The organism is Streptomyces caelestis, assembly GCF_014205255.1.
In the GTDB taxonomy this organism is placed as follows: Bacteria; Actinomycetota; Actinomycetes; order Streptomycetales; family Streptomycetaceae; genus Streptomyces; species Streptomyces caelestis.
In genome coordinates this window covers 1,293,521-1,316,832 of record NZ_JACHNE010000001.1, presented here as the reverse complement: position 1 = coordinate 1,316,832, position 23,312 = coordinate 1,293,521, and the positions used below count along the sequence as shown (strand labels likewise).

Sequence of the window (23,312 nt, the reverse complement as noted above, 5' to 3'; positions counted from 1 at the left end):
ACAGCGAGCCGTGCCGGCTCGTGCGGGACGTGGAGCGGTATCAGGGGGAGACATGCGGGACGGAGCGGCGTCGTGAGACTGCTGCACACGTCCGACTGGCACCTCGGCCGGTCGTTCCACCGGGTGAACATGCTCGGCGCCCAGGCCGAGTTCATCGGCCACCTCGTCACGACCGTGCGGGAACGGGCCGTGGACGCGGTGGTGGTGTCCGGGGACGTGTACGACCGGGCCGTGCCGCCGCTCGCCGCCGTCGAGCTGTTCGACGACGTCCTGCACCGCCTCGCCGACCTCGGCGTGCCGACGGTGATGATCTCAGGGAACCACGACTCGGCCCGCCGTCTGGGCGTCGGCGCGGGCCTCATCGGGCGGGCCGGCATCCATCTGCGGACCGAGCCGTCGGCGGCCGGCACCCCGGTGCTGCTGGCCGACGCCCACGGGGACGTCGCCTTCTACGGACTGCCCTACCTCGAACCGGCCCTGGTGAAGGACGAGTTCGGCGTGGAGAAGGCCGGGCACGAGGCCGTGCTCGCCGCCACCATGGACCGGGTCCGCGCCGACCTCGCCACGCGGGCGCCCGGCACGCGCTCCGTCGTCCTCGCGCACGCCTTCGTCACCGGTGGCGAACCCAGCGACAGCGAACGGGACATCACCGTCGGCGGCGTGGCCGCGGTGCCCGCCGGCGTCTTCGACGGCGTCGACTACGTGGCGCTCGGACATCTGCACGGCTGCCAGACCCTCACCGACCGCGTCCGCTACTCCGGCTCCCCCCTGCCCTACTCCTTCTCGGAGTCCGCCCACCGCAAGAGCATGTGGCTCGTCGACCTGGCCGCCGACGGCTCCGTCGACGCCGAGCGCGTCGACTGCCCGGTGCCGCGCGCCCTGGCCCGGATCCGGGGCACGCTGGAGGACCTGCTCGCCGACCCGGAGCTGGCGCGGCACGAGGAGGCGTGGGTCGAGGCGACGCTCACCGACCCGGTCCGCCCGGCCGACCCCATGGCCCGGATCGCCGAGCGCTTCCCGCACACCCTCAGCCTCGTCTTCGACCCCGACCGGGCCGAGGACGACCCCGAGGTGTCGTACGCCCGGCGCCTCGCCGGCCGCAGCGACCAGCAGATCGCGGAGGACTTCGTCGCCCATGTGCGCGGCGCCGGACCCGACGCCCACGAACAGGGCGTGCTGCGGGACGCGTTCGACGCCGTGCGGGCCGACGAGACCGTACGGGAGGTGGCCCGGTGAGGCTCCACCGGCTGACGGTCACGGCCTTCGGACCCTTCGGGCGCACCCAGACCGTCGACTTCGACGAGCTCTCGGCGGCCGGGCTGTTCCTGCTGCACGGACCGACCGGCGCGGGCAAGACATCCGTCCTCGACGCCGTGTGCTACGCCCTGTACGGCTCGGTACCGGGCGCCCGGCAGGGCGGCGGACAGGGCACGGCCCTGCGCAGCGACCACGCCGCGCCGGCGACCCGCACGGAGGTCACCCTCGACCTCACCGTGGCCGGACGCCGCCTGGAGATCGCCCGGCAGCCTCCCTGGGAACGCCCCAAGAAACGCGGGACCGGCACGACACTGGACAAGGCTCAGACGTGGCTCCGCGAGTACGACGCCACGGCCGGGGCCTGGAAGGACCTCAGCCGCTCCCATCAGGAGATCGGCGAGGAGATCACCCAGCTGCTCGGCATGAGCCGGGAGCAGTTCTGCCAGGTGGTGCTGTTGCCGCAGGGCGACTTCGCGCGGTTCCTGCGCGCCGACGCCGAGGCCCGCGGCAAGCTGCTGGGCCGCCTGTTCGACACCCGCCGCTTCGCCGACGTCGAGAAGCGCCTCGCCGAGCGCCGCCGCGCCACCGAGGCCCAGGTCCGGGACGGGGACGCCGCGCTGCTGGCCGACGCCCACCGCATGCAGCAGGCCGCGGGCGACGCCATGCGGCTGCCGGACCTGGCCCCCGGCGAGCCAGGACTCGCCGAGGCCGTGGTGGGCGCCGCCGCCGTCGCCCGCAGCACCGCCCGCGAACAGCTCGCCGTCGCCGAGTGCACCCTCGCCGCCGCCGAGTCCGCCCAGGCCGCCACCGCCCGTGCCCTCGACGACGTACGCGAACTCGCCCGCCTCCAGCGGCGGTTCGCTCAGGCCCAGGAACGGGCGGCGCTCCTGGAGGAGCGGACCGAGGGGTACCGGCAGGCGCAGCAGCGCATGGAGCGCGCCCGCAAGGCCGAGGCGGTCGCACCCGCCCTGGACCTGCGGGAGACCGCCGACGCCGAACACCGCCGGGCGGCCGCCGCCGAGACACACGCGCGGGCCCAGCTGCCCGAGACCTTCGCCGACGCGGGCGCGGCCGGACTCGCGGCCGCCGCCCGCCGGGCCGCCGAGGAACTGGGCGGACTGGACTCGGCCCGCCGCGCCGAGCGGCGGCTGGCCGAACTCCTCGACGAACGCGCCGGCCTGGACCGCCAGGAACGCGCCGACGCCGACGTCCTTCAGGAGGCACAGGCCTGGCTCGACGGCTGGGAGGAGACACGCACCGCCCTCCAGGACCGCGTCGACTCCGCGCAGCAGGCCGCCTCCCTCGCCGAACAGCTCGCCGTGCGCCGCGAGCCCGCGCGGCAGCGGCTGGCGGCGGCCCGGCTGCGCGACCAGCTCGCCGAGGACACGAACAAGGCCGTAGAGCAGGTCCGCACCGCACAGGCAGAGGTGCTGCGCGCCAAGCAGCACTGGCTCGACCTGAAGGAACAGCGCCTGACCGGCATCGCCGCCGAACTGGCCGCGCACCTCACCGACGGCGAGCCCTGCGCCGTCTGTGGTGCCACCGAACACCCCGCCCCGGCCCGCAAGGTCGCCGGGCACGTCGACCGCGAGGCCGAGGAAGACGCCCTGGCCGCCTACCAGCGCGCCGACGAACAGCGCGCCGAGCGCGAGCGGAACCTCGGTGTCGTCCGGGAGGCGCTGGCCGCCGCCACCGCCGAGGCCGGTGACACCCCCACCGGGCAACTCGCCCGCGAGGTCGAGGAGTTGGAGGAACAGTACGCGCAGGCCCGCCGGGGCGCCGCCGAGTTGCACGCCGCGCAGGAACGGCTGCGGCAGGCCGGGCACGAGCACGAGCGGCGCGTCGCCGCCCGGCAGGAGGCCGCCGTGCGGAGCGCCGCCCGGGTCGGTCACCGGGAACGGCTGGAGAGCGAACGCGCCGCCCTTGAGGAGGAGCTGGACCGGGCGAGGGGCGCCCTGGACAGCGTCGCCGCCCGGGCCGCCCAACTGGAGCGCCGAACCGCACTGCTCACGGACGCCGCCGACGCCGCCCGCGCCGCCGAGGACACCGCCCAGCGGCTCAAGGACGCCGACGCCCGGCTCTCCGACGCGGCCTTCCGCGCCGGCTTCGACACCCCGCGGGACGCGGCCGCCGCCCTCCTCGACGACGCCGCCCACCGCGAGCTGCAACGGCGGCTGGACGCCTGGCAGACCGAGGAGGCCGCCGTGCGGGCCGTTCTCGCCGAGGCCGACACCGCGGCCGCCGCCCGGCAGCAGCCCGCCGACCTCGCGTCGGCGCAGCTCGCCGCCGACACCGCGGCCCGCCGGCTGCGCGACGCCGGCTCCGCACACGACGCCGCCGCCCGGCGCTGCGCCGAACTCGACCGGCTCTCCGCCCGGGCGACCGCCGCCGTCCGCAGGCTGGCGCCGCTGCGCGAGGAGTACGACCGGGTCGCCCGCATGGCAGGCCTCACCGCCGGCACCTCGGCGGACAACGAACGCCGGATGCGCCTGGAGTCGTACGTGCTGGCGGCCCGTCTGGAACAGGTCGCCGCCGCCGCGACCGTACGGCTGCGGCGCATGTCGTCCGGCCGTTACACCCTCGTCCACTCCGACGACCGCACCGGACGCGGCCGCAGCGGGCTCGGACTGCACGTCGTCGACGCCTGGACCGGCCGCGAGCGGGACACGGCGACGCTGTCGGGCGGCGAGACGTTCTTCGCCTCACTCGCCCTCGCCCTCGGCCTCGCGGACGTCGTCACCGATGAGGCGGGCGGGGTGCGGCTGGACACCCTCTTCATCGACGAGGGCTTCGGCAGCCTCGACGACCAGACCCTCGACGAGGTCCTCGACGTCCTCGACTCCCTGCGCGAACGCGACCGCAGCGTCGGCATCGTCAGCCATGTGCCCGATCTGCGGCGGCGGATCCACGCGCAGTTGGAGGTCGTCAAGGGCAGGTCCGGGTCGGTGCTGCGGCAGCGCGGCGTGGGCTGAGGTCAGCGGCCGAGGGCCGCCGGGGGAGCGGCGAGCGAGAGCCGCGGGGCCGTCACACGCCCGGAGAAGACCCGGCTGCGGGTCGCCGGAGTCCGCACCGGGACGCTGGCCGATCGGCTGGAGGTTCCCGCCCTGACGGCCGCCGCGGGCGCCGGCGACCGCGGCGGTTGACCCCCGGAATTTTGGCCGGAGTTGACCATGTAGGTTCTTGCGCCATGGTGCGATACGCGGAGCCGGGCGTCGTGGAATGGGTGGAGTCGGGCGGCGGGCCGCTGATAGCGGTGCCCGAGACGGTTCTGCCGTTCTGGGCGGGTGCCGACGGCGAGGAGACGGCCTCGGACTATGACCGGGCCTGTGAGGTGGACGGGCACGTCGGGCTCCTGCCGGTCGGCGACTGCACGGCCCTGGTTCTGGGCGACGAGCCTGCGTCGACGGCCTATCTGCCCGACCAGGGGATGTTCGTCCGGTGGTGCGCGGGTGATTCCGAGGACGAGTTGCTCGCGAGCGTGCCGGTGGCTGTCGAGACGGCGGAGTGGGAGCCGGAGGTGCACTGGGAGGTGCCCGGGGCCGTGCTTCTCTTCGACGCGGCGTGGCCTGGGGCGGATCCTTCGGGCAGCGAGGGTGTTCGGGTGGTTCTGGAGCGGGGGCGCTACGCGGTTCGGGCGGCTCGGGTTCAGCCGGGGCCTGAGACCTGGCTGGGCTTGGTGCAGCTTCGGTTGTTGGCGCCCAGATGACCGTGGGGGGCGGGTTTGTGTGGCTGGTCGCGCGGTTCCCCGCGCCCCTGAGGGGTGATAGGGCGTCGCTCGTGTAGCCCGGACTCGATGATCGTATGCCTCGGCTTCCCCACCCCGAGGAACTCCGCCGCGACCCCCTGCCCCTGCGCGGGGCGCTCGGGGATCCCGAAGTCCGGGTCGTCGCCGGGCCCGGTGATCTGGCCGATCCGGCCCTGCCCGGTGAACTCGTGGGCAGGGCCGCCGAGGCGCTCGGCGGACGTCTGGCCCTCCTCGTCGGCTTCCTGGCGACGGCGCTCGCCGACCACGCGGTCACCGTGAACACCGTCAATCCCGGGCCCGTGGACACGGACCACATGACCGGCGAGGACCACGACGCCATCGCAGCGCGCTTCCCCGCCGGGCGGTGTGGCATGCCCGACGACCCGGCCCGCCTCATCACGTGGCCGGCCGCGGACGAGGCGATTGGGGTCTCCCGGGCAGGTCATCTACCAGGAGGGTGGCTTCCGCCGCTGACGTTCCCTACAGCTGCGACAGCTCGTCCACCAGGTCGTCCAGGCCCAGGGAACCCTGCGAGAGGGCCGCCATGTGCCACGACTTGAGGTCGAAGGCGTCACCGCGCCGGGCGCGGGCCTTCTCGCGGCCCAGCAGCCAGGCCCGTTCGCCGAGCTTGTAGCCGATGGCCTGGCCCGGGATGGACAGATAGCGGGTCAGCTCGCTCTCCACGAAGTCCGCGGGCCGGCTGCTGTGCGAGCCGAAGAACTCCTGCGCCAGCTCGGGCGTCCAGCGCTCACCCGGGTGGAAGGGGGAGTCGTCCGGGATGGTCAGCTCCAGGTGCATGCCGATGTCGATGATGACGCGCACGGCCCGCATCATCTGCGCGTCCAGGTAACCGAGCCGGCGCTCCGGGTCCGTCAGGAAGCCCAGTTCGTCCATCAGCCGCTCGGCGTACAGGGCCCAGCCCTCGGCGTTGGCGCTCACCATGCCGACACTCGCCTGGTAGCGGGAGAGGTTCTCCGCCACGTGCTTCCACTGGGCCAGCTGGAGGTGGTGGCCGGGCACGCCCTCGTGGTACCAGGTCGACACCAGGTCGTAGACCGGGAAGCGCGTCTTGCCCATGGTCGGCAGCCACGTGCAGCCCGGGCGCGAGAAGTCGTCCGACGGCTCCGTGTAGTACGGCGCCGCGGCGCTGCCCGGAGGGGCGATGCGCGACTCCACCCGGCGCACCCGCTCGGCCAGGTCGAAGTGGGTGCCGTCGAGCGCGCCGATCGCGTCGTCCATCAGGGACTGGAGCCACTGCCGCACCTCGTCGACGCCCTCGATGTGCGTGCCGTGCTCGTCCAGGTGCGCCAGCGCGACCCACGGCGTGGCCGCGCCCGGCAGGATCTTCTCGGCCTCCGCCTTCATCTCGCCGAGGAGGCGGTGGTACTCGGACCAGCCGTACGCGTACGCCTCGTCCAGGTCGAGGTCCGTGCCGTTGTAGTAGCGCACCCAGCGCGCGTACCGCTCCCGGCCCACGACGTCGGGCGCGCCCTCGATCGCCGGCGCGTACACGTCCCGCATCCAGTCGCGCAGCCGTACGACCGCCTCGGTGGCCGAGCGGGCCGCCGGATCCAGCTCGGACCGCAGCGCCTCGGGGCCGGCGGCCGCGAAGGTCTCGAACCAGCCGCGGCCCTCGCCGTCGGCGTCCGCCCACTCGCCGAGCTGCTCCACGAACGTGGCCGTGGCACGCGGCCCGCCGTACAGCTTCCGCTCCAGGCCGAGCGCCAGGGACTCCCGGTATCCCTCCAGCGCGGCCGGGACCGCGCGCAGCCGCTCGGCGATCGCCGTCCAGTCCTCCTCCGACTGCGCCGGCGTCACGGTGAACACCTGCCGCACCGCATGCGGCAGGGAACTCAGATTGCTGACGGACCGCAGGCTCTCCTCGGCCTCGTGCACGGCGAGGTCCGCGATGAGCCGCTCGCGCAGCAGTCGCCCGCAGCGGCGCTCGACGTCGCTGTCCGCGCCGGGCAGCCGCTCCGCCTCGTCCAGCCGGGCCAGCGTCCTGCGCGCCAGCCCGGCGAGCTCCTCCTGGCCCGCGGGCGAGGTGTCCGGCAGCCTGCTCGAACTCTCCCGCACGCCGAGGAACGTGCCGGTGATGGGGTCGAGGGCGATGAGCTCGTCGACGTACGCGTCGGCGACCTCACGGGGCAGCGGGCTCTTGATCTCAGACATGCGGACCATCCTGGTACGCGGAACAGCGCACGTCATCCGGATTGAGCCGAGGGCGAAGGCGGCAGCAGCGGCCCGCACTCCCACTGCTGGAAGATCAGCCGGGTCTCCACCCGCGCCACCTCCCGCCGCGCGGTGAACTCGTCCAGCACGAGCCGCTGGAGGTCGGCCATGTCGGCGACCGCCACATGGACGAGGTAGTCGTCCGGTCCGGTCAGGTGGAAGACGGTCCGCGACTCCGGCAGGGCGCGGATCCGCTCCACGAACGGCCCCACCAGCTCCCGCCGGTGCGGCCTGACCTGCACCGACAGCAAGGCCTCCAGCCCTCGCCCCAGCTTGGCCGGATCCAGTTCCAGCCGATGCCCGAGGATCACGCCCGAGCGGCGCAGCCGGGTCACCCGGTCCAGACACGTCGACGGCGCCACCCCGACCTGCGCGGCGAGATCCCGGTAGGTCGCCCGGGCGTCGTTCTGCAACAGCCGCAACAGATGGAGATCCACCGGGTCCAGTACGACAGATTCGGCCATCGGCCGAACATAACACGGGCCTCCCGCCCTCGAACCCGGTCGGTGTTCACCCTTCAGTCATGGACACAGCGAGCACGGCCGCCGCCCACGACGACGTACGCACCGCACCGAGAGCACTCGCCACCGAGGCCGTCCACGCCGGGCGGGACGACCTCGCCCGGCAGGGCCTGCACGCCCCGCCGATCGACCTGTCCACCACCTACCCGTCCTACGACAGCCGTGGCGAGGCGGCCCGGATCGACGCCTTCGCCGCCACCGGCGCGGACCCGGACGGCCCGCCCGTGTACGGGCGGCTGGGCAACCCGACCGTCGCCCGTTTCGAGACCGCGCTGGCCCGCCTGGAGGGCACCGAGGCGGCGGTCGCGTTCGCCAGCGGCATGGCGGCCCTGAGCGCCGTCCTGCTCGTACGCGCCTCGATGGGGCTGCGGCACGTGGTGGCCGTACGTCCCCTCTACGGCTGCAGCGACCATCTGCTGACCGCCGGGCTGCTGGGCTCGGAGGTGACCTGGACCGACCCGGCCGGAATCTCGGAGGCACTGCGTCCGGACACCGGCCTGGTGATCGTGGAGTCCCCGGCCAACCCCACGCTCGCCGAGGTCGACCTCCGGGCCGTCGCGCACGCCTGCGGCTCGGTGCCGCTGCTCGTGGACAACACGTTCGCCACGCCGGTGCTCCAGCGTCCGGCCGAACAGGGCGCACGGCTGGTGCTGCACAGCGCCACCAAGTACCTCGGCGGCCACGGGGACGTGCTGGCGGGCGTGGTCGCCTGCGACGAGGAGTTCGCGGGCCGGCTGCGGCAAGTCCGCTTCGCCACGGGCGGCGTCCTGCACCCCCTGGCCGGCTATCTGCTGCTGCGCGGTCTGTCCACGCTCCCCGTCCGGGTACGGGCCGCCTCCGCCAACGCCGCCGAACTCGCCCACCGCCTCGCCGCCGACCCGCGCGTGGCCCACGTGCACTACCCGCGCATCGGCGGCGCGATGGTCTCCTTCGAGATACACGGCGACCCCCACGAGGTCATCGCCGGCGTCCGCCTCATCACCCCGGCGGTGAGCCTCGGCAGCGTGGACACCCTCATCCAGCACCCGGCCTCCATCAGCCACCGCATCGTGGACGCGGACGACCGCAGGGGGGCCGGGGTGAGCGACCGCCTGCTGCGCATGTCAGTGGGTTTGGAAGACGTGGACGACCTATGGGCTGATCTGGACCAGGCGCTGGAGCGCCCCCAAAGGGGCACGGGGAAGTGCGCGACCAGCCACGACGAACCCGCGCTCACCGACACACAACTGCCCCTACGACGCTGAGGCGCTGCCCAACTCACCCGCACTGGACGCAACCGGCTCACCCAGCCGCGCAGTGATGACAAGGGTCCCCTCCTCGACCTGATAGTCGAGGGGGAGGCCCAGCCCCCGCATCGCAGCGACCATCCCCGTGTTGGACGCCTGCGTCACGGCGTACACACTCCTGCAGCCCCCCTCCGTGGCCATCGCGACCAGCCGCCCCAGCAACTCCCCGCCGACGCCCCGCCGCTGCCACGCATCCTCGACGATCAACGCGATTTCCGTCTCGTCACCGTCCCACAACAGATGCCCGAGCCCGACGAGCCGCCCGGAGGCCGTCTGCACGGCGAGCGTCCGGCCGAAGCGGGGACTGAGCAGGTGGTTGAGATAGCGGTCGGCGTCACCGACCGGCCCGTGGTAGCGCAGTTTGAGCGTGCGGTCCGAGCACCGCTCGTGCATCGCCCTGGCCGCCTCCAGATCACGGGTGTCGGCCCGGCGCACGGTGATGTCGCTGCCCTCGGCCAGGGTGAGCACGTCCCGGCCGCGCGGGACGCGCGGTCCGAGCCGGGCGTCCAGTTCCACCAGGGCCCTGGCCCGGGCGAACTCGGTCGGTGTGAAGGGCAGGTACGGCCGCTCCACGGTGATCAGTCCGCCTTCCGGGGCGCGCAGGCGCATCACCGTGTCGTCGAGGGCTCCCTCCACCGGGACACCGTCGGCCGCCCGGCCGCCGCCGGCCGGGGCGGGCTGGGAACGGATCGTGCACCGGCCCAGCAACTGGCGCAGGGCCAGCGGCAGTTCCGCCGCGTCCAGCGCGGTGCGGGCGGCGAGACCCAGGATCCGGGTCGGCGCGTCCACCAGGTCGTGCGCGTCGGCCCGCTCGATCCAGGTGTCGGCGCCGCCGGCCGACCGGACGGCCGTGCTGATCGCGGACGCCGGCAGCTCGCCCGGGGCACGCAGCAGGAACTCGTCCACCGTGCCCTCGGCCAGCGGATGCGTCTGGAGGCTGAGGATGTCGACCCGGTGCCCGGCGAGGGCCGTGCACAGGACCGCCAGCGATCCGGGTTCGTCCTTCACCGTGGTCCGCATCCGCCACAGCGTGTTCGCCCCCGGCACCGGCTCCGGTGCCGGGGACTCGGTATCGTCCGTCGGCGGCGCGTGTTCGTGGCGTCGTGTTCGCCAGGTGTGCAGCGCCGCCGTGACCCGCTGCCAGGGGTTGGCGGGGCGGCAGTCGTTCAGGTGCGTCACATCAGTCACTTTTCGCGTCATGCACCCACTGTGACCGAACGGTGTTGCGTGATCACGAACGCATTGTGACTGGCGGGTAAAAGAGATGGCTTGCCCTCTTTATCAACCCTTCAAACGTTGCGCACCGTACCCCTGCGCCGTACCGGGTGCCGTCCTCCTACGGTCGCATCTCACTGGCCGACCAGGCCCGGCTGAAGCACCTTCGTGAACAGCACGGTGCCGTCCTGCTCGCGCAGACGTACGGTCAGCTCGCCGCTGCCGCCGTCGATGTCGACCTCGCCGAAGAACTGGTAGCCGCCGGCGGGGGAGACGTTGGCGGTCGTCGGCGCCTTCAGGAAGACACGGTCGGGACCGAAGGTGCCGTCGAGCGTGTTCGCCGGGAACGCACCGGCGTTCAGCGGGCCCGACACGAACTCCCAGAACGGCTCGAAGTCGGTGAACGCGGCCCGCGACGGCTCGTAGTGCTGCGCCGAGGTGTAGTGGACGTCGGCCGTGAGCCACACCGTGCCGGTGATCCGGCGGTGCTTGATGAAGCGCAGCAGTTCGGCGATCTGCAGCTCACGGCCCAGCGGGGCGCCGGGGTCGCCCTGGGCGACGGCCTCGATGTTCGGCTTGCCGTCGCCGGTGTCCGGGACGACCAGGCCGATCGGCATGTCGGAGGCGATCACCTTCCACACCGCGCGGGAGCGGGACAGCTCCCGCTTGAGCCACTCCAACTGCTCGCGGCCGAGAATGCCCTGCGGGTCGGTGGGCTGGTCGTCCGGCGAGTTGGCGTTGCGGTAGGTGCGCATGTCCAGCACGAAGACGTCCAGCAGCGGGCCGTGGTGCTGCACGCGGTAGACGCGGCCGTCGGGGCGGCGCAGCGTGGAGATCGGGAAGTACTCCGAGAAGGCGCGGCGGGCGCGGGCGGCGAGCACGTCGACGTTCTTCTCGGTGTACCGGCTGTCACCGAGGATCTCGCCCGGGTACCAGTTGTTGGTGACCTCGTGGTCGTCCCACTGGATGATGGACGGGACCTGGGCGTTGAAGGCACGCAGGTTCTCGTCCAGCAGGTTGTAGCGGAAGTTGCCGCGGAACTCCGCCAGGGTCTCGGCGACCTTGGCCTTCTCCTCGGTGGTGATGTTCCGCCAGGTGCGCCCGTCGGGCAGGGCCACGGTCTCGGTGAGGGGGCCGTCGGCGTAGATGTTGTCGCCGCTGCAGACGAAGAAGTCCGGGTCGAGAGCGGCCATCGCCTCGTAGATCCGGTAGCCGCCGAGCTCCGGGTTGATGCCCCAGCCCTGACCGGCCAGGTCGCCGGACCAGACGAACCGCACGCCGTCACGCCGCTTGTCGGACGCCGTGCGGAAGGTGCCGGTGACCGGCTCGCCGGTGCGGCGCGGGTCGTCCGGGTCGGCGAGCAGCACCCGGTAGTGGATCTGCTCGCCGGACGGCAGGCCGCGCAGCCGGGTCGTTCCGGTGAAGTCGGTGCCCGACTCCAGCAGCGGGCCGTGCCATCTGCGCGGGTTGCGGAACGACTCGGTCGCCGACGTCTCGACGATCATCCGGGCCGGCCGGTCGGACCGTACCCACACCAGCCCGGAGTCGCAGGTCACGTCTCCCGTCTGCACACCCCACCCCGCCTTCGGACGCCCGGACAGCGCGAAGGCCGGCGTCGCGCCGAGAGCGGTGGGCAGGGTGAGGGCCGCCGACGCGGCGAGGGAGCCACGCAGGACGCTACGGCGCGCGGGGAGCGGACGGTGTGACATGGATGCGCCTCCAGGGACGGGATCCGGCCAGTGTGCACAGCCACACCTACTGGCATGTCGCAGCGCACACACGAACCCCAAGTGAACAACTGACCGCGACGGGAGGGGAACCGGCGGGAATCCGCGAGCTCCGCCGGATCACCCCGTGGCCGCCTCCGCCATCAGGCGTACGCCCTCGTGGATCCGGGCGGGCGGGACGTGCGCGTAGCCCAGGACGAGCTGAGTCCGCTTCGGCCCGTCGTCCTCGTCCTGGGCGGGGCGCGGGTGTGCGTAGGCCGACAGGGGGCGTACCGCCACCCCGGCCGCCGTCACGCGGGTGAGGAAACGGTCCTCGGGGCCGTAGCGCTCCGGCAGGGTGGCGATCACGTGCAGGCCGGCGGCGATGCCCGAGACCCGGGAGCCGGGGAAGTGCTCGTCGAGGGCGGCGGTCAGGGCGTCACGGCGCTCGCGGTAGGCGCGCTGGCAGCGGCGCAACTGCCGGTCGTAGTCGCCGCGCTCCAGGAAGCGGGCGAACAGTGCCTGGTCCAGGGCCGGATGGCCGAGATCCATGGTGCGCTTGCGTTCCACTATCTCCTCCGCCCAGGACTCGGGCACCAGCAGCCAGCCCAGTCGCAGCCCGGGGGCGAGGGACTTGCTGACCGAGCCCGTGTAGGCGACGTGGTCCGGGTCGAGGCCCTGGAGCGCGCCGACGGGAGCACGGTCGTAGCGGAAGTCCCCGTCGTAGTCGTCCTCCAGGACGATGCCGTCCACGGACCGCGCCCAGTCCAGCAGCTCGGCGCGGCGGCGGGCCGAGTAGACGATGCCGGTGGGGAACTGGTGAGCCGGTGTCGCCACCACCGCCCGGACGCCCGACGCCCGCAGCGGCTCCAGGGCGATTCCCTCGCCGTCCACGGGCACCGGTACGGCGGTGACCCCGGCCGAGGCGTACAGCGCGTCGTGCTGGGGACTGCCCGGGTCCTCGACACCCACCGCGCGCACCCCGCGCGCGTGCAGCGCGAAACCCAGCAGCGTCGTCGCCTGGGCCACCCCGGAGACCACCACGATCCGCTCCGGGTCGGCCACCACACCCCGCCGCCGGGCGAGCAGTTCGGCCAGCGCGGTACGCAGCCGGGGCAGCCCGCGCGGATCGGGATACCCCAGGTCCTGGTGCGGCAGTTCCGCCAGCACGGCGCGCTGCGTGGCGGCCCAGGCCGAGCGCGGGAACAGCGACAGATCCGGTGTCCCGGGCACGAAGTCGGCCCGGGCACCCGGGGAGCGCGGGGCGAGGTCCTGCGCCTGCGGACGGGCGGCCCGTACGGCCGAGCCCACCCACGTTCCGGCGCCCCGGCCGCTGCGCAGATAGCCTTCCGCCGTCAGCTGCTCGTAAGCCTCCGTGATCAGCCCGCGCGACACCCCCAGATCCGCCGCGAGATCCCGGCTCGACGGCAGCCGCGTGCCCGGCGCGAGCCGGCCCGAGCGGACCGCCTCGCGCAGCGCCGCCTGGAGGGAACGGCCACGCGTGCGTGCCGGTGCCGAAGCGGCCGGCAGCAGCAACTCCCAGGCGGGCGACGCGGGTTCGTTGCGGTCCGTGCGGTCCATGCGCTCCATGCGGTCAGTCTGCCGGATCCGTGGGCGCGCTTTGCGCCGCGAGGGGTGACGGCCGTCGCCGCGTCAAGAGGGTGGAGACCGAAGCGGGGGAACGGCCTGACCGGGCCCCGCATCGTACGCGCAATCCTGGAGAGGGTCCGTGGATGCCAAGAACCGGTTCGAGACCCGAACCACGTTCGCGCTCTTACGACTCGAATGGCCGGCCGCCCTCGCCGTTTCGCTGGTGCTCGCCTTCCAGCACCGGGAAGAGATCCGGTGGTGGGTGTTCGCGGCGCTGTTCGCGGTCATCGACGTCATCGGCTACCTCCCGGGGGCAATCGCCTGCCGCAGCGGCCCGGACCGGCGCGTCGCACGCGGCTGCTACGTGGCCTACAGCATGACGCACAGCCTGGTCACGGCCGGTACGTCACCGACTGGGGCTGGTACGTACGGCTGTCGCGCGCCGCGACCCAACGGGTGGCGCCCGAATCGGCCGAGTGACGACGGACCGGCCCGGGCGCTTTGCCGTTCAGCGGCTGCCGTCGAGGACGACCCGGGCGACCAGCGCCGGGTCGTCGTTCATCGGGACGTGGCCGCAGCCGGGCAGCCGTACCAGCCGGGCGCGGGGGATGACGCTCTTGGCCCGCACGCCCTGGCGGGGGATCAGCAGCCGGTCCCGGTTGCCCCACGCCACGGTGACCGGTGTGCCCACGATGTCGTCGGTGAACTGCACGGACCTGCCGGAGCGGAGGGTCTCGGAGAACCCCTGGGACCGGGCGAGGGCGAGCGTCTCGGCGATCACGGCCTCGGGTGAACGACGGCCGGGCCGGGCGTAGATGGTACTGGTCAGCAGCGTGCGGCCGATCGCCGGGCGGGCCAGCCGTTCGACGAGGGGCAGCGGCATCCGCTGGGCGATCTGCCGCATCGTCATCAGCACCGTGAAGGCGTAGCGGCGCTCGACCTCGTTCCAGAACCCCGCGGGGGACAGGGCGGTGACGGAGCGGACGAGCTGCGCGCGGGCCAGGTCCAGGGCCAGCAGGCCGCCCAGCGAGTTGCCCGCCACGTGCGGCCGTTCGATCTCCAGCGCCTCGCAGAGCGCGGCGAGGACGGTGTTCATGGTCGGCAGGTCGTGCGCCATGCCGTCCGGGAGCGCCGGTGACTCGCCGCACCCCGGCAGGTCCACGGCGATCACGTCCCGCTCGGCCGCCAGCGCGGGTATCACCGGGTCCCACACCTGCCGGTGGTGGCCGATGCCGTGCAGCAGGAGCAACGGTTCGCCGCTGCCCTGACGCGTGTAGGACAGGGTCACGTTCTGCTCGCCCTGTGCGGAGGCGACTTTGAAGGAGACGGTGGCGGACATGCGGTGCTCCTCGGCTGTACTCGCTGACGGACGCCGTAGACAGCTTGTCAGCAATTGCTACCGGCGGGTAGCCCCGAGTTGTCGCCACTTTGACGGCCGCGGCTGTCCGGGAAGGCGATTCCGCCTGGACAGGGCCGCACCGGTGGGTTGGGATGGAGTCCGTGACCTCCGAGACCGCGACCGACGTCTTCGAAGCGCACCGCCCCGTCCTACTGGGCGTCGCCTACCGCATGCTGGGCCGCGTCGCCGACGCGGAGGACGTGGTCCAGGAGGCCTGGCTGCGCTGGTCGGGCAGCGACCGCGGCGACGTGCGCGAACCGCGCGGCTACCTCGTACGGATCACCACCCGCCTCGCCATCGACCGGCTGCGCCAGATCAAGGCCCGCGGAGAGACGTACGTGGGCCCATGGCTGCCCGAGCCGTACGTCACCGACTTCGGCGACACCGTACCGGACACCGCCGAGCGGGCCGTGCTCGCGGACTCCGTCTCGCTCGCCGTCCTCGTCGTGCTGGAGTCGCTGTCACCGCTGGAGCGGGCGGTGTTCGTGCTGCGCGAGGCCTTCGGCTTCCCGTACGCCGAGATCGCCGCCATGCTCGACCGGGGCGAACCTGCGGTCCGTCAACTGGCCGGGCGGGCCCGCAAACACGTCGAGGAGCGGCGGCCGCGCTACGAGGTCGACCCCGCCCAGCGGCGCGACCTCACCGAACGGTTCCTCGCCGCCGCGGCGGACGGCGACCTCGAAGGGCTGATGGCGGTGCTCGCCCCGGACGTCCGGCTCGTCGGCGACAGCGGCGGCAAGTCGCGGGCGCCGCTGCGGGTTCTCCGGACGGCGGACAAGGTGGGCCGCTTCCTCGTCGGCGCCGCGCGAAAGGGCGTCCCCAACTTCTCCCTGCGTTTCCTGGAGCTCAACGGCGGCCCGGCCGTTCTGGTCGTGTCCGGTGACAAGCCCGACTCCGTCTTCCAGCTCGACGTCGCCGACGGCCGTGTCCAGACGGTCTACATCGTCCGCAACCCCGACAAGCTGCGCGCTCTGGCCGCCGTCTAGACGCGCCGCAGGACTCCCGCCGCGGCCTCGCATGAACGTCCCGTGAACGTTCCCGGCCATTGGTCTTGACCAAGGATCAGGGCCGCCCTATGGTCGCAGAGAAGTGAAACAACCTTTAAAAAACAAGGGCGCTGAAAAGCCGCCGACCACGGCGATTGCGGAGGACAGGGTGGGGACCACGCAGCTGGAATCGGTGCCGGAACCGAAGTACTGGCATCTCAAGACCGTGCTCAGCCAAGCGCTCGACTCGGAGTTCTCCGTGGGGGAGATCCTGCCCAACGAGCGCGACCTCGCGGCCCGCTTCGGCGTCGCTCGCGCCACGCTCCGCCAGGCCCTGGAGCAACTCGAACTGGAGGGCAGACTCCAGCGCCGCCGCGGAGTCGGTACGACCGTCGCGCCGCCCCGCGTGGGCGTCTCCCTCGGCACCGGCCCGCACACCTGGCCGGGCGGCCCCGAGGACGCCTGGCAGCCCGTCGACTGTACGGCGGCGGTGCCGCCCGCGGCGGTCGCCGAGGCGCTGGAGACCGGCCCGGAGGAGTCCGTGCACATCGTGCGGCGCTCCCGGGTCTCGCACGGCCGGCCGGTCGCCGCCGAGCTGCTGTACGTCCCGCAGTCCTCGGTGCCCGAACTCTCCGGCATCGACGCGCCGTCCGGAGCGGCACGCGCGCGTGCGGTGCTGCGCGAGCTCCAGCGGCTGGAGCTGCAGCGGCAGGAGAACGCGGTGGAGCTCGGTTCCGCCGGGGCCGAGGACGCGAAGGAACTCGACCGACTGCCTGGGGCGCCCGTGCTCGTGGTGACGACCCGGTTCGTCGCCGGGGGGCGCACGGGTGCGCTTTCGGTGGCGACGTATCGCGCTGACACGTGTCGGTTGACCTTCGGTGACTCGGCTGGGGCGGAAATTCACGCCGAGCCGCAGCGGCAGGCTTCCTGACCGTCGGGTTTCGGAGGGTGCCCCTATGTGTTTGGTCAAGGTCCAAGGCCGGTAGGTTCGTGCGGTCGAGGGCGGGCCGAGCCGTAGGGGTGGGCATGCGTGATAGCCAGGTCACGATCAAGCTCACGAGGGACGAGGCACTGGTGCTGTCGCACTGGCTGGAGAAGCTCCAGATGACGGACCTCAGCCGCGTTGTCGACGATCCGGCGGTCTGGGCGCCGATCCATCGGATCGCCGGAACGCTGGACAAGGCGCTTCCTGGGCTGTTCGCGCCTGACTATGACCAGCGGCTTGAGGCCGCTCGTCAGCGGCTTCGGCCGGAGGACTGACCGAGCGGTCTGGACTCCTCACCTGGCCGCAGCCGGTTGGGGCTCGTAAGGTTCCGTCGCGGAGCATCGCGAAGAGGACATCGGCCCGGCGTCTGGCGAGGCAGAGCAGGGCCTGGGTGTGGTGCTTGCCGGGGCGATGAGTGGCGGGCTGCGGGTGCGTCGTGGCTGGTCGCGCCCACGCGGCGGAGCCGCGTGTCGATACAGCCCCGCGCCCCCTTGAAGGCGTTGCCGTTCAGCGGCGTTCCACTGTGAACAGCTGCTCCTCGACGTGGTCCAGGGCCAGGCGCAGGGCGCCCGTGGCCACGGCCGCGTCCCCCAGGCGGGACAGGGTCACCTCCGGGGGGCGCAGGCAGTAGCGGGCCAGTTGCTGGCGGAGGGGGTCCAGGACGCCGTCCAGGCCTGCTGCCCAGCCGCCGATGACGACCAGTTCCGGGTCGAGGGCGAGGACCAGGGCTGCCACGTCGTGGACCAGGCGCTGGAGGAAGCGGTCGACGGCGGCGCGGGCCCGCTGGTCGCCCTCGCGGGCCCGGGCGAAGACCTCGGCGACGGCCTGCTCGTCGAGGGGGTGAAGGGGCTCGTCCGTGGTGGAGAGGAGCATCTCGGGCGTCACCTCCCGGCCCAGCAGATGCAGCGCGCCGATCTCGCCGGCCGCCCCGCCGTAGCCCCGGTGCAGCCGCCCCCCGATCAATGAACCGGCGCCCGGGCTGAGCCCCGCCAGCACGAACACCACGTCGTCCGACTCGGTGGCCGCGCCCTTCCAGTGCTCGGCGACGGCCGCCGCGTTGGCGTCGTTCTCGACCAGGACCGGGCACTTGAACGACCGGCTCAGCCGCTCGCCCAGCCGCAGTCCCGTCCACCCGGGCAGCGCGGTGCCCAGCCGTACCGTGCCGTCCGCCTTGACGATCCCGGGCGTCGCCACGCCCACGGCCCGCAGCGAGCCGCGTGCGACACCGGCCCGGCGCAGCAACTCGGCGACGGCCCCCCGCAGCCGCTCCAGCCGCTCGTCGGCCCCCGCCGTCTCGGGCACGTCCTTGGCCTGGGAGCCGATCACCCGGCCGTCCAGGTCGGCCAGCAGCGCGGCCACCCGGTGCGCGCCGATCTCGAGCCCCAGCAGATGCCCCGCCTCCGCCCGGAACCGGAACCGCCGCGCCGGCCGCCCCTGCCGTCGCGCGGCACCCTCCTCGGCCGCCTTCTCGACGACGAGACCGGCCTCGACGAGCCCTTCGACGACGCCCTCGACGGTCGGCCGGGACAGTCCCGTCACCCGGGTGATCTCGGTCAGCGTCGCGCAGTCCGTGCCACGCAGCGCGTGCAGCACCACCGCGGAGTTGATTCTCCGCAACAGCGAGGGATCCCCGCCGGTCAGCCGCCCCACCGTCCGTCCTCCCAGCTCGTGCGCGTGTTGGCCGGATCGTACTCGGCGCGGCGGACCCCGGCGAGGGGCGGGCGCAGGCGCCCGCCGATCACCCCGGCGCGACGAACCCCGACTCGTACGCCGCGATCACCGCCTGCGTGCGGTCCCTCGCTCCCAGCTTCGCCAGTACGGCGCTCACATGCGACTTCACCGTCTCGGTGCCCACGACCAGCCGGGCGGCGATCTCCGCGTTCGACAGGCCCCGCGCCATCAGCCGCAGCACCTCGCCCTCCCGCTCGGTCAGCTGGGCCCGCTCCATCGCCGCCCGCGCGGCCCGGTTCCCGCCGCCCTCGCCGTACTCGGCGGCCAGTTGCCGTACCGAGGCCGGGAACAGCAGCGACTCGCCCTCGGCGATCAGCCGCACCGCGTGCACGATCTCGGCCGGCCGGGCCCGCTTCAGCAGGAACCCGTCGGCACCCGCCCGCAGCGCCTCGTACACGTACTCGTCGTTCTCGAACGTCGTCACCACGAGGATCCTCGGCGGCTCGTCGACCGTCCGCAGCAGCACCCGGGTGGCCTCGATCCCGTCCAGCAGCGGCATCCGCACGTCCATGGCGACCACGTCGGGCCGCAGCTGCCGCACGAGCGGGATCACCGCCGCCCCGTCCGCGGCCTCCCCGACCACCTCGATGTCGGGCTGTGCCTCCAGCACGGCCCGCAGACCCGCGCGCACGAGGGGTTCGTCGTCGACGAGGAGAACGGTGACCGGCATCGGACCAGCGTAGATCAACTCAATGGCAGCTCGACATGAACCTGCCAGTCACCTTCGTCGGGGCCGGTTTGGGCCAGCCCGCCCAGCAGGGCGGCGCGCTCGCGTATGCCGCGCAGGCCGCTGCCGCGCCCGGGGCCGGGGATCGGCTCCGTCAGCGGGTTGCGTATCGCGAGGACGAGGGTGTCCGCAGCGACGTGCACACGGACCCGTACGGGTACGGTTCCGGCGTGCCGCAGCACGTTGGTCAGCGCCTCCTGCAGGATCCGGTAGCCCTCCCGGGACACCGGCCCGGGCACCGTGTCCACGGGGCCGGTCACCTCGGCGTCGACCTTCGCCCCGGAAGCGCGCGCGGACTCCAGCAGCCGGTCGGCGTCCGCGAGGGTCGGTCTGCTGCTGACAGGTTTCCCCGACTCGCGCAGGACACCGAGCACCCGCTCCAGATCCTCCAGGGCGGCCCGGCCGGTCTCCTCGATGGCGCCCAGGGCGCGGTCGGTGAAGGCGGGATCGCCCGCCGCTCGCGCGGCCCCCGCCTGCACGACGGCGACCGTGAGCGCGTGGCCGATGGAGTCGTGCAACTCGCGGGCGATGCGCGTGCGTTCAAGGAGCTGTTCGGTGCGCTCCTCCATGGCCGCGAGCCGCTCCGCGGGAGACGGGCCGAGGAGCTTCACGGCCAGCGCGGTGATGAGGTGACCGGACCAGACCACGACCACGGGCAACAGCAGCAGTGGCAGGGGCGCGAGCAGGGCGTGCCACCAGTGGTGCTCCTCGACGCTTACGTAGCCGTCGGCGGTCGGCCCCTGACCCAACCCCGTGGTCAGCAAGTCGACCGCGAGGAAAGGCAACTGGACGGAGAGGTGGGCCACGATCCAGCCGAGGGCCAGCCGCGCCTCCAGCCACACCACCGTCCGACCGCGGTCGGCCCACGTGGCCGACGGGGTGGCCACGATCTCCGCATTCTCGCTGTCATGCCGCCGGCCGGTCAGCAACAGACGGGCCTGGAACCCCTCCACCAGTCGTGTGGCGGGCACGAGGCCCGCGAGTCCGAGCAGCACGGCGGCCGTGGCCTGGGTCCACCACGCCTCTTTGACGAACAACCACAGGGACGGCCACACGATGGCCACCAGCAGGTGCAGCCACCGCGTGTACGTCACCGCCCGAGTGAAAGGGCGCAGCATGCGGACCATTGCGCCATCGTGCCAGCCGCCACTGACAGCGAGCCTCCCCCGCACGGGGGAGGCGATCTCCACCGCCGGGGGAGGCCCGCACCCCGGCCGACCGGCCACGCTGCTGCCATGACCAGCATCGAAGTCCAGGACCTCACCAAGGAGTACGGCGGCAAACGGGCCGTGGACGGCCTCACCTTCCGCGTCCTGCCCGGCCGCGTCACCGGCTTCCTCGGCCCCAACGGCGCCGGGAAGTCCACCACCATGCGGCTGGTGCTCGGCCTCGACCGGCCGACCGCCGGTACCGCCACCCTCGGCGGCCGCGCCTACCCGACGCTGCGCGAACCCCTGCGCCAGGTGGGCGCCCTGCTCGACGCGCAGGCCGCGCACGGCTCCCGCACCGCTCGCGACCACCTCCGTGTCCTGGCGACCAGCAACCGCATCCCGGACCGGCGGGTCGACGAGGTGCTGGAGGACACCGGCCTGGCGTCGGTGGCCCGGCGCCGTGTGCGGACGTACTCCCTCGGCATGCGCCAGCGCCTGGGCATCGCCGCCGCCCTGCTGGGCGATCCCGAGGTGGTCATGCTGGACGAGCCGTCCAACGGCCTCGACCCCGAAGGCATCGTGTGGATCCGGCAGTTGCTGCGCCGGCTCGCGGGGGAGGGCCGCACGGTGCTGGTCTCCAGCCATCTGATGAAGGAGACCGCCTCCTTCGCGGACCACCTCGTCGTCCTCGGCCGGGGCCGGCTACTGGCCGACACCCCGATGCGGGACTTCATCGACGCACGCGTGCAGCCCAGCGTACGCATCCGCACATCCGACCCCGCCGCCCTCCGCAGCGCTCTCGCCCGGCACGGCCACGACGCCGTGGAACACCCGGACAGTCACTGGACCGTGCACCACGCACGCGTGGACGACATCGGCCGCATCGCCTCCGCCGCGGGTGTGCCGGTCCTCGAACTCGCGGCCGAGGAGGGCACGTTGGAACAGGCCTATTTCGACCTCACGTCGGCCGAAGCCGAGTTCACCACCCAGCCGCAGGAGGCCTGACCATGGAACTCACCCCCGTCCTCCGCTCCGAGTGGCTGAAGATCCGTACGCTCCGCTCGCTCCCGGGAGCGCTCCTGGCCCTGTTCGCCGCGACCACCGCGTTCTCCGCGATCGCCGGTGTCTCCGAGACATCGGGCCCCGGCTTCGACCCCCTGTTCACGTCCCTGTCCGGTGTCGTGCCGGGGCAGATCGCGGCCGTCTCCTTCGGGGCCATGGCCGTGTCGTCGGAATTCCAGTCGGGCGCGCTCCGGCTCTCGCTGGCCGCGGTTCCGCGACGCGGCCGGTGGTTCGCGGCCAAGGCGGCCGTCATCGCCGTACCGGCTCTGCTGGTCGGACTGGTGACCGCGCTCGCCGCCCTCCTGGTGGCGCGGGCCGCGCTCGGCCCGGCGGCCGACGGGCTCCGCACCGGCGAGCAGGTGCGCGGCGTCGTGGGCTGCGGCGTCTACCTCATGCTGATGGCCCTGTTCGCCGCGGGACTCGCCGCCCTGCTGCGCAGCGGCGTGGCCACGCTGTCCCTGCTGATCCCGTTCATCCTCGTCGTGTCGTTCGTGATCGGCGACGCGACGGGCACCGTCGCCGACTTCCTGCCCGACAAGGCGGGACAACTGGTCCTGAGGGAGACGTACGACGGCACCCTCGGGCCGTGGTCGGGGCTCGCGGTGACCGCGCTCTGGGCGGCGGCCGCCCTGCTGGCGGGAGCGTGGAGCCTGCGCCGCCGGGACGCCTGACCGGAGAACGGCCGGAACAGGAGTGACACCCCGCCAAGTGTCAGTGGCGGCGGGTTTACTGGATCCATGAACATCGCACAGCACATCGCCCTCATCGACGAGCTGTGCTACCGCCCCTTTCCGGCGGAGCACGGCCCGTCGGACGTCGGCGTTTCCGGGCCCGGTCAGCACACCGCGGTGTTAGACGCCGCGGGCGACGACGACCCGGCGCTCCGCGCGGTGACGATCGACCAGTACGAGAAGGACCGGGACGCCGTCTACGAACTCCTCGCCTCACGCTGGGGCGACACACCCCCCTACAACCTGCGGACCGTCCTGCTGCGCACCGAGCAGGAGGAGATACCGCGGCCGTGGGCCGAGTTGAGCGAGCGCGCGAGCGTCGCGTACGTGTGGGAGGTGGAGGGCACCGGCCGCTGGGTCGCCGTGGCGGTCACCGACCGCGACACCTCGCAGGAGGTCCAGCTGCTGGCCGTGGTCACGGAGACGGACCCGCCGTAGGAGATCAGCTCTCGGCGGCTTCCCGCAGCCGCGCGAACTCCTCCGCCATCGTCTCGGCCGTCCAGTGCGCGTTCAGCCCGCTCGGATTGGGCAGCACCCACACGCGCGTGTCCCCGATCATCCGCGACTGCGGCCCGACCCGGGCCTTCCGGTCGTCGAACGCGGCGCGGTAGGCGGTCACTCCGACCACGGCCAGCCAGCGCGGCCGCAGCCGCCCCACCTTCAGCGCGAGCAGCCGCCCGCCCTCCCGGTACTCCTCGGCGCTCAGCTCGTCCGCCCGAGCGGTCGGTCGCGCCACGACATTGGTGATGCCGAGTCCGTACGACAGCAGCTCCTGCTGCTCGGACGGTTTCAGCAGCCGCGGCGTGAACCCGGAGCGGTGCAGCACCGGCCAGAAGCGGTTGCCGGGGCGGGCGAAGTGGTGGCCCGTCGCGGCCGTCATCAGACCGGGATTTATGCCGCAGAACAGTACGCGCAGACCGTCCGCGACCACGTCCGGCACGACTCGGTCGCGGGCGGCCTCAAGCTCCTCGGGCGTGAAACGGGGCAT

At 73.1% G+C, this 23,312-nt stretch carries 20 protein-coding genes and 1 pseudogene; 11 read left to right on the top strand and 10 right to left on the bottom strand.

From position 1 onward, the window contains the following. The first annotated feature begins 72 nt into the window (after window positions 1-72). The 4 genes and pseudogenes from HDA41_RS05855 (at window position 73) to HDA41_RS05840 (ending at window position 5,476) form a co-directional block, all read left to right on the top strand. On the top strand, window positions 73-1,236 hold the full coding sequence (locus HDA41_RS05855) for an exonuclease SbcCD subunit D (RefSeq protein WP_184981343.1): 1,164 nt from the start codon (window positions 73-75) through the stop codon (window positions 1,234-1,236). Next, window positions 1,233-4,229, top strand: a complete 2,997-nt coding sequence (locus HDA41_RS05850) for an AAA family ATPase (protein ID WP_184981341.1) — start codon at window positions 1,233-1,235, stop codon at window positions 4,227-4,229. Before HDA41_RS05855 ends, HDA41_RS05850 begins: the two co-directional genes overlap by 4 nt. A 215-nt stretch (window positions 4,230-4,444) precedes the next feature. Further along, window positions 4,445-4,963, top strand: coding sequence for an immunity 21 family protein (locus HDA41_RS05845; RefSeq protein WP_184981339.1), 519 nt, complete (start codon window positions 4,445-4,447; stop codon window positions 4,961-4,963). Window positions 4,964-5,058: 95 nt separating this feature from the next. Next, window positions 5,059-5,476: pseudogene (locus tag HDA41_RS05840) on the top strand (SDR family oxidoreductase). Between the two features lie 6 nt (window positions 5,477-5,482). Here HDA41_RS05840 and HDA41_RS05835 read toward each other — a convergent pair. Next, window positions 5,483-7,174, bottom strand: coding sequence for a DUF885 domain-containing protein (locus HDA41_RS05835; RefSeq protein ID WP_184981337.1), 1,692 nt, complete (start codon window positions 7,172-7,174; stop codon window positions 5,483-5,485). A 32-nt stretch (window positions 7,175-7,206) separates the two neighbouring features. Beyond that, a complete protein-coding gene (locus HDA41_RS05830) occupies window positions 7,207-7,698 on the bottom strand; it encodes an Lrp/AsnC family transcriptional regulator (RefSeq protein ID WP_030147445.1) in 492 nt (163 codons plus the stop codon). 59 nt (window positions 7,699-7,757) lie between these two features. Between HDA41_RS05830 and HDA41_RS05825 the strand changes: the two genes are divergently transcribed. Continuing rightward, the gene (locus tag HDA41_RS05825) at window positions 7,758-8,999 is read left to right on the top strand and encodes a trans-sulfuration enzyme family protein (protein WP_184981335.1); all 1,242 of its coding nucleotides are present in this window, start codon (window positions 7,758-7,760) and stop codon (window positions 8,997-8,999) included. Here the strand turns inward: HDA41_RS05825 and HDA41_RS05820 are convergent. The 4 genes from HDA41_RS05820 to HDA41_RS05805 form a co-directional block, all read right to left on the bottom strand. Continuing rightward, window positions 8,988-10,241 carry a GNAT family N-acetyltransferase gene (locus tag HDA41_RS05820; RefSeq protein WP_184981333.1) on the bottom strand — a complete coding sequence of 418 codons (1,254 nt, stop codon included), beginning with the start codon at window positions 10,239-10,241 and terminating at the stop codon, window positions 8,988-8,990. The genes HDA41_RS05825 and HDA41_RS05820 overlap by 12 nt on opposite strands. A 149-nt stretch (window positions 10,242-10,390) precedes the next feature. Beyond that, window positions 10,391-11,965: an alkaline phosphatase D family protein gene (locus HDA41_RS05815; RefSeq protein WP_184981331.1), complete on the bottom strand. Its 1,575-nt coding sequence runs from the start codon at window positions 11,963-11,965 to the stop codon at window positions 10,391-10,393. 138 nt (window positions 11,966-12,103) lie between these two features. Beyond that, window positions 12,104-13,552 (bottom strand): MocR-like pyridoxine biosynthesis transcription factor PdxR, encoded by a 1,449-nt coding sequence (gene pdxR, locus HDA41_RS05810; RefSeq protein WP_184981329.1) that lies wholly within the window; start codon window positions 13,550-13,552, stop codon window positions 12,104-12,106. Window positions 13,553-14,060: 508 nt separating this feature from the next. Then, window positions 14,061-14,891 (bottom strand): alpha/beta fold hydrolase, encoded by an 831-nt coding sequence (locus tag HDA41_RS05805; protein ID WP_184981327.1) that lies wholly within the window; start codon window positions 14,889-14,891, stop codon window positions 14,061-14,063. A 161-nt stretch (window positions 14,892-15,052) separates the two neighbouring features. On the opposite strand from HDA41_RS05805, the gene HDA41_RS05800 reads away from it, so the two are divergent. The 3 genes from HDA41_RS05800 to HDA41_RS05790 all read left to right on the top strand — a co-directional run bounded on the left by HDA41_RS05800 (window position 15,053) and on the right by HDA41_RS05790 (window position 17,197). Next, on the top strand, window positions 15,053-15,937 hold the full coding sequence (locus HDA41_RS05800) for an RNA polymerase sigma-70 factor (protein WP_184981324.1): 885 nt from the start codon (window positions 15,053-15,055) through the stop codon (window positions 15,935-15,937). A gap of 169 nt (window positions 15,938-16,106) precedes the next feature. Further along, a complete protein-coding gene (locus HDA41_RS05795; protein ID WP_184981323.1) occupies window positions 16,107-16,868 on the top strand; it encodes a GntR family transcriptional regulator in 762 nt (253 codons plus the stop codon). Window positions 16,869-16,963: 95 nt separating this feature from the next. Further along, complete coding sequence (locus tag HDA41_RS05790) at window positions 16,964-17,197, top strand: hypothetical protein (RefSeq protein ID WP_184981321.1); 234 nt, start codon at window positions 16,964-16,966, stop codon at window positions 17,195-17,197. Window positions 17,198-17,429: 232 nt separating this feature from the next. Here HDA41_RS05790 and HDA41_RS05785 read toward each other — a convergent pair whose 3' ends face one another. The 3 genes from HDA41_RS05785 to HDA41_RS05775 all read right to left on the bottom strand — a co-directional run bounded on the left by HDA41_RS05785 (window position 17,430) and on the right by HDA41_RS05775 (window position 20,507). Continuing rightward, on the bottom strand, window positions 17,430-18,572 hold the full coding sequence (locus HDA41_RS05785; RefSeq protein ID WP_184981319.1) for an ROK family transcriptional regulator: 1,143 nt from the start codon (window positions 18,570-18,572) through the stop codon (window positions 17,430-17,432). An 88-nt stretch (window positions 18,573-18,660) separates the two neighbouring features. Next, a complete protein-coding gene (locus HDA41_RS05780; protein WP_184981317.1) occupies window positions 18,661-19,323 on the bottom strand; it encodes a response regulator transcription factor in 663 nt (220 codons plus the stop codon). Between the two features lie 14 nt (window positions 19,324-19,337). Then, window positions 19,338-20,507 carry a sensor histidine kinase gene (locus HDA41_RS05775; protein WP_184981315.1) on the bottom strand — a complete coding sequence of 390 codons (1,170 nt, stop codon included), beginning with the start codon at window positions 20,505-20,507 and terminating at the stop codon, window positions 19,338-19,340. 108 nt (window positions 20,508-20,615) lie between these two features. Between HDA41_RS05775 and HDA41_RS05770 the strand changes: the two genes are divergently transcribed. The 3 genes from HDA41_RS05770 (at window position 20,616) to HDA41_RS05760 (ending at window position 22,762) form a co-directional block, all read left to right on the top strand. After that, on the top strand, window positions 20,616-21,536 hold the full coding sequence (locus HDA41_RS05770) for an ABC transporter ATP-binding protein (RefSeq protein WP_184981313.1): 921 nt from the start codon (window positions 20,616-20,618) through the stop codon (window positions 21,534-21,536). 2 nt (window positions 21,537-21,538) lie between these two features. Next, window positions 21,539-22,264 (top strand): ABC transporter permease, encoded by a 726-nt coding sequence (locus HDA41_RS05765; RefSeq protein ID WP_184981311.1) that lies wholly within the window; start codon window positions 21,539-21,541, stop codon window positions 22,262-22,264. Window positions 22,265-22,330: 66 nt separating this feature from the next. Further along, window positions 22,331-22,762, top strand: a complete 432-nt coding sequence (locus tag HDA41_RS05760; protein ID WP_184981309.1) for a hypothetical protein — start codon at window positions 22,331-22,333, stop codon at window positions 22,760-22,762. A 4-nt stretch (window positions 22,763-22,766) separates the two neighbouring features. Here HDA41_RS05760 and mug read toward each other — a convergent pair whose 3' ends face one another. After that, window positions 22,767-23,312 (bottom strand): G/U mismatch-specific DNA glycosylase, encoded by a 546-nt coding sequence (mug, locus tag HDA41_RS05755; RefSeq protein WP_184981307.1) that lies wholly within the window; start codon window positions 23,310-23,312, stop codon window positions 22,767-22,769.

Excerpts from the sequence above, each read along its gene's own strand:
- HDA41_RS05845 (WP_184981339.1), top strand. The coding sequence starts at position 4,445 with ATGGTGCGATACGCGGAGCCGGGCGTCGTGGAATGGGTGGAGTCGGGC.
- HDA41_RS05835 (WP_184981337.1), bottom strand. The coding sequence starts at position 7,174 with ATGTCTGAGATCAAGAGCCCGCTGCCCCGTGAGGTCGCCGACGCGTAC.
- HDA41_RS05830 (WP_030147445.1), bottom strand. The coding sequence starts at position 7,698 with ATGGCCGAATCTGTCGTACTGGACCCGGTGGATCTCCATCTGTTGCGG.
- HDA41_RS05825 (WP_184981335.1), top strand. The coding sequence starts at position 7,758 with ATGGACACAGCGAGCACGGCCGCCGCCCACGACGACGTACGCACCGCA.
- HDA41_RS05820 (WP_184981333.1), bottom strand. The coding sequence starts at position 10,241 with ATGACGCGAAAAGTGACTGATGTGACGCACCTGAACGACTGCCGCCCC.
- HDA41_RS05815 (WP_184981331.1), bottom strand. The coding sequence starts at position 11,965 with ATGTCACACCGTCCGCTCCCCGCGCGCCGTAGCGTCCTGCGTGGCTCC.
- pdxR (WP_184981329.1), bottom strand. The coding sequence starts at position 13,552 with ATGGAGCGCATGGACCGCACGGACCGCAACGAACCCGCGTCGCCCGCC.
- HDA41_RS05805 (WP_184981327.1), bottom strand. The coding sequence starts at position 14,891 with ATGTCCGCCACCGTCTCCTTCAAAGTCGCCTCCGCACAGGGCGAGCAG.
- HDA41_RS05790 (WP_184981321.1), top strand. The coding sequence starts at position 16,964 with ATGCGTGATAGCCAGGTCACGATCAAGCTCACGAGGGACGAGGCACTG.
- HDA41_RS05780 (WP_184981317.1), bottom strand. The coding sequence starts at position 19,323 with ATGCCGGTCACCGTTCTCCTCGTCGACGACGAACCCCTCGTGCGCGCG.
- HDA41_RS05775 (WP_184981315.1), bottom strand. The coding sequence starts at position 20,507 with ATGGTCCGCATGCTGCGCCCTTTCACTCGGGCGGTGACGTACACGCGG.
- HDA41_RS05770 (WP_184981313.1), top strand. The coding sequence starts at position 20,616 with ATGACCAGCATCGAAGTCCAGGACCTCACCAAGGAGTACGGCGGCAAA.
- HDA41_RS05765 (WP_184981311.1), top strand. The coding sequence starts at position 21,539 with ATGGAACTCACCCCCGTCCTCCGCTCCGAGTGGCTGAAGATCCGTACG.
- HDA41_RS05760 (WP_184981309.1), top strand. The coding sequence starts at position 22,331 with ATGAACATCGCACAGCACATCGCCCTCATCGACGAGCTGTGCTACCGC.
- mug (WP_184981307.1), bottom strand. The coding sequence starts at position 23,312 with ATGCCCCGTTTCACGCCCGAGGAGCTTGAGGCCGCCCGCGACCGAGTC.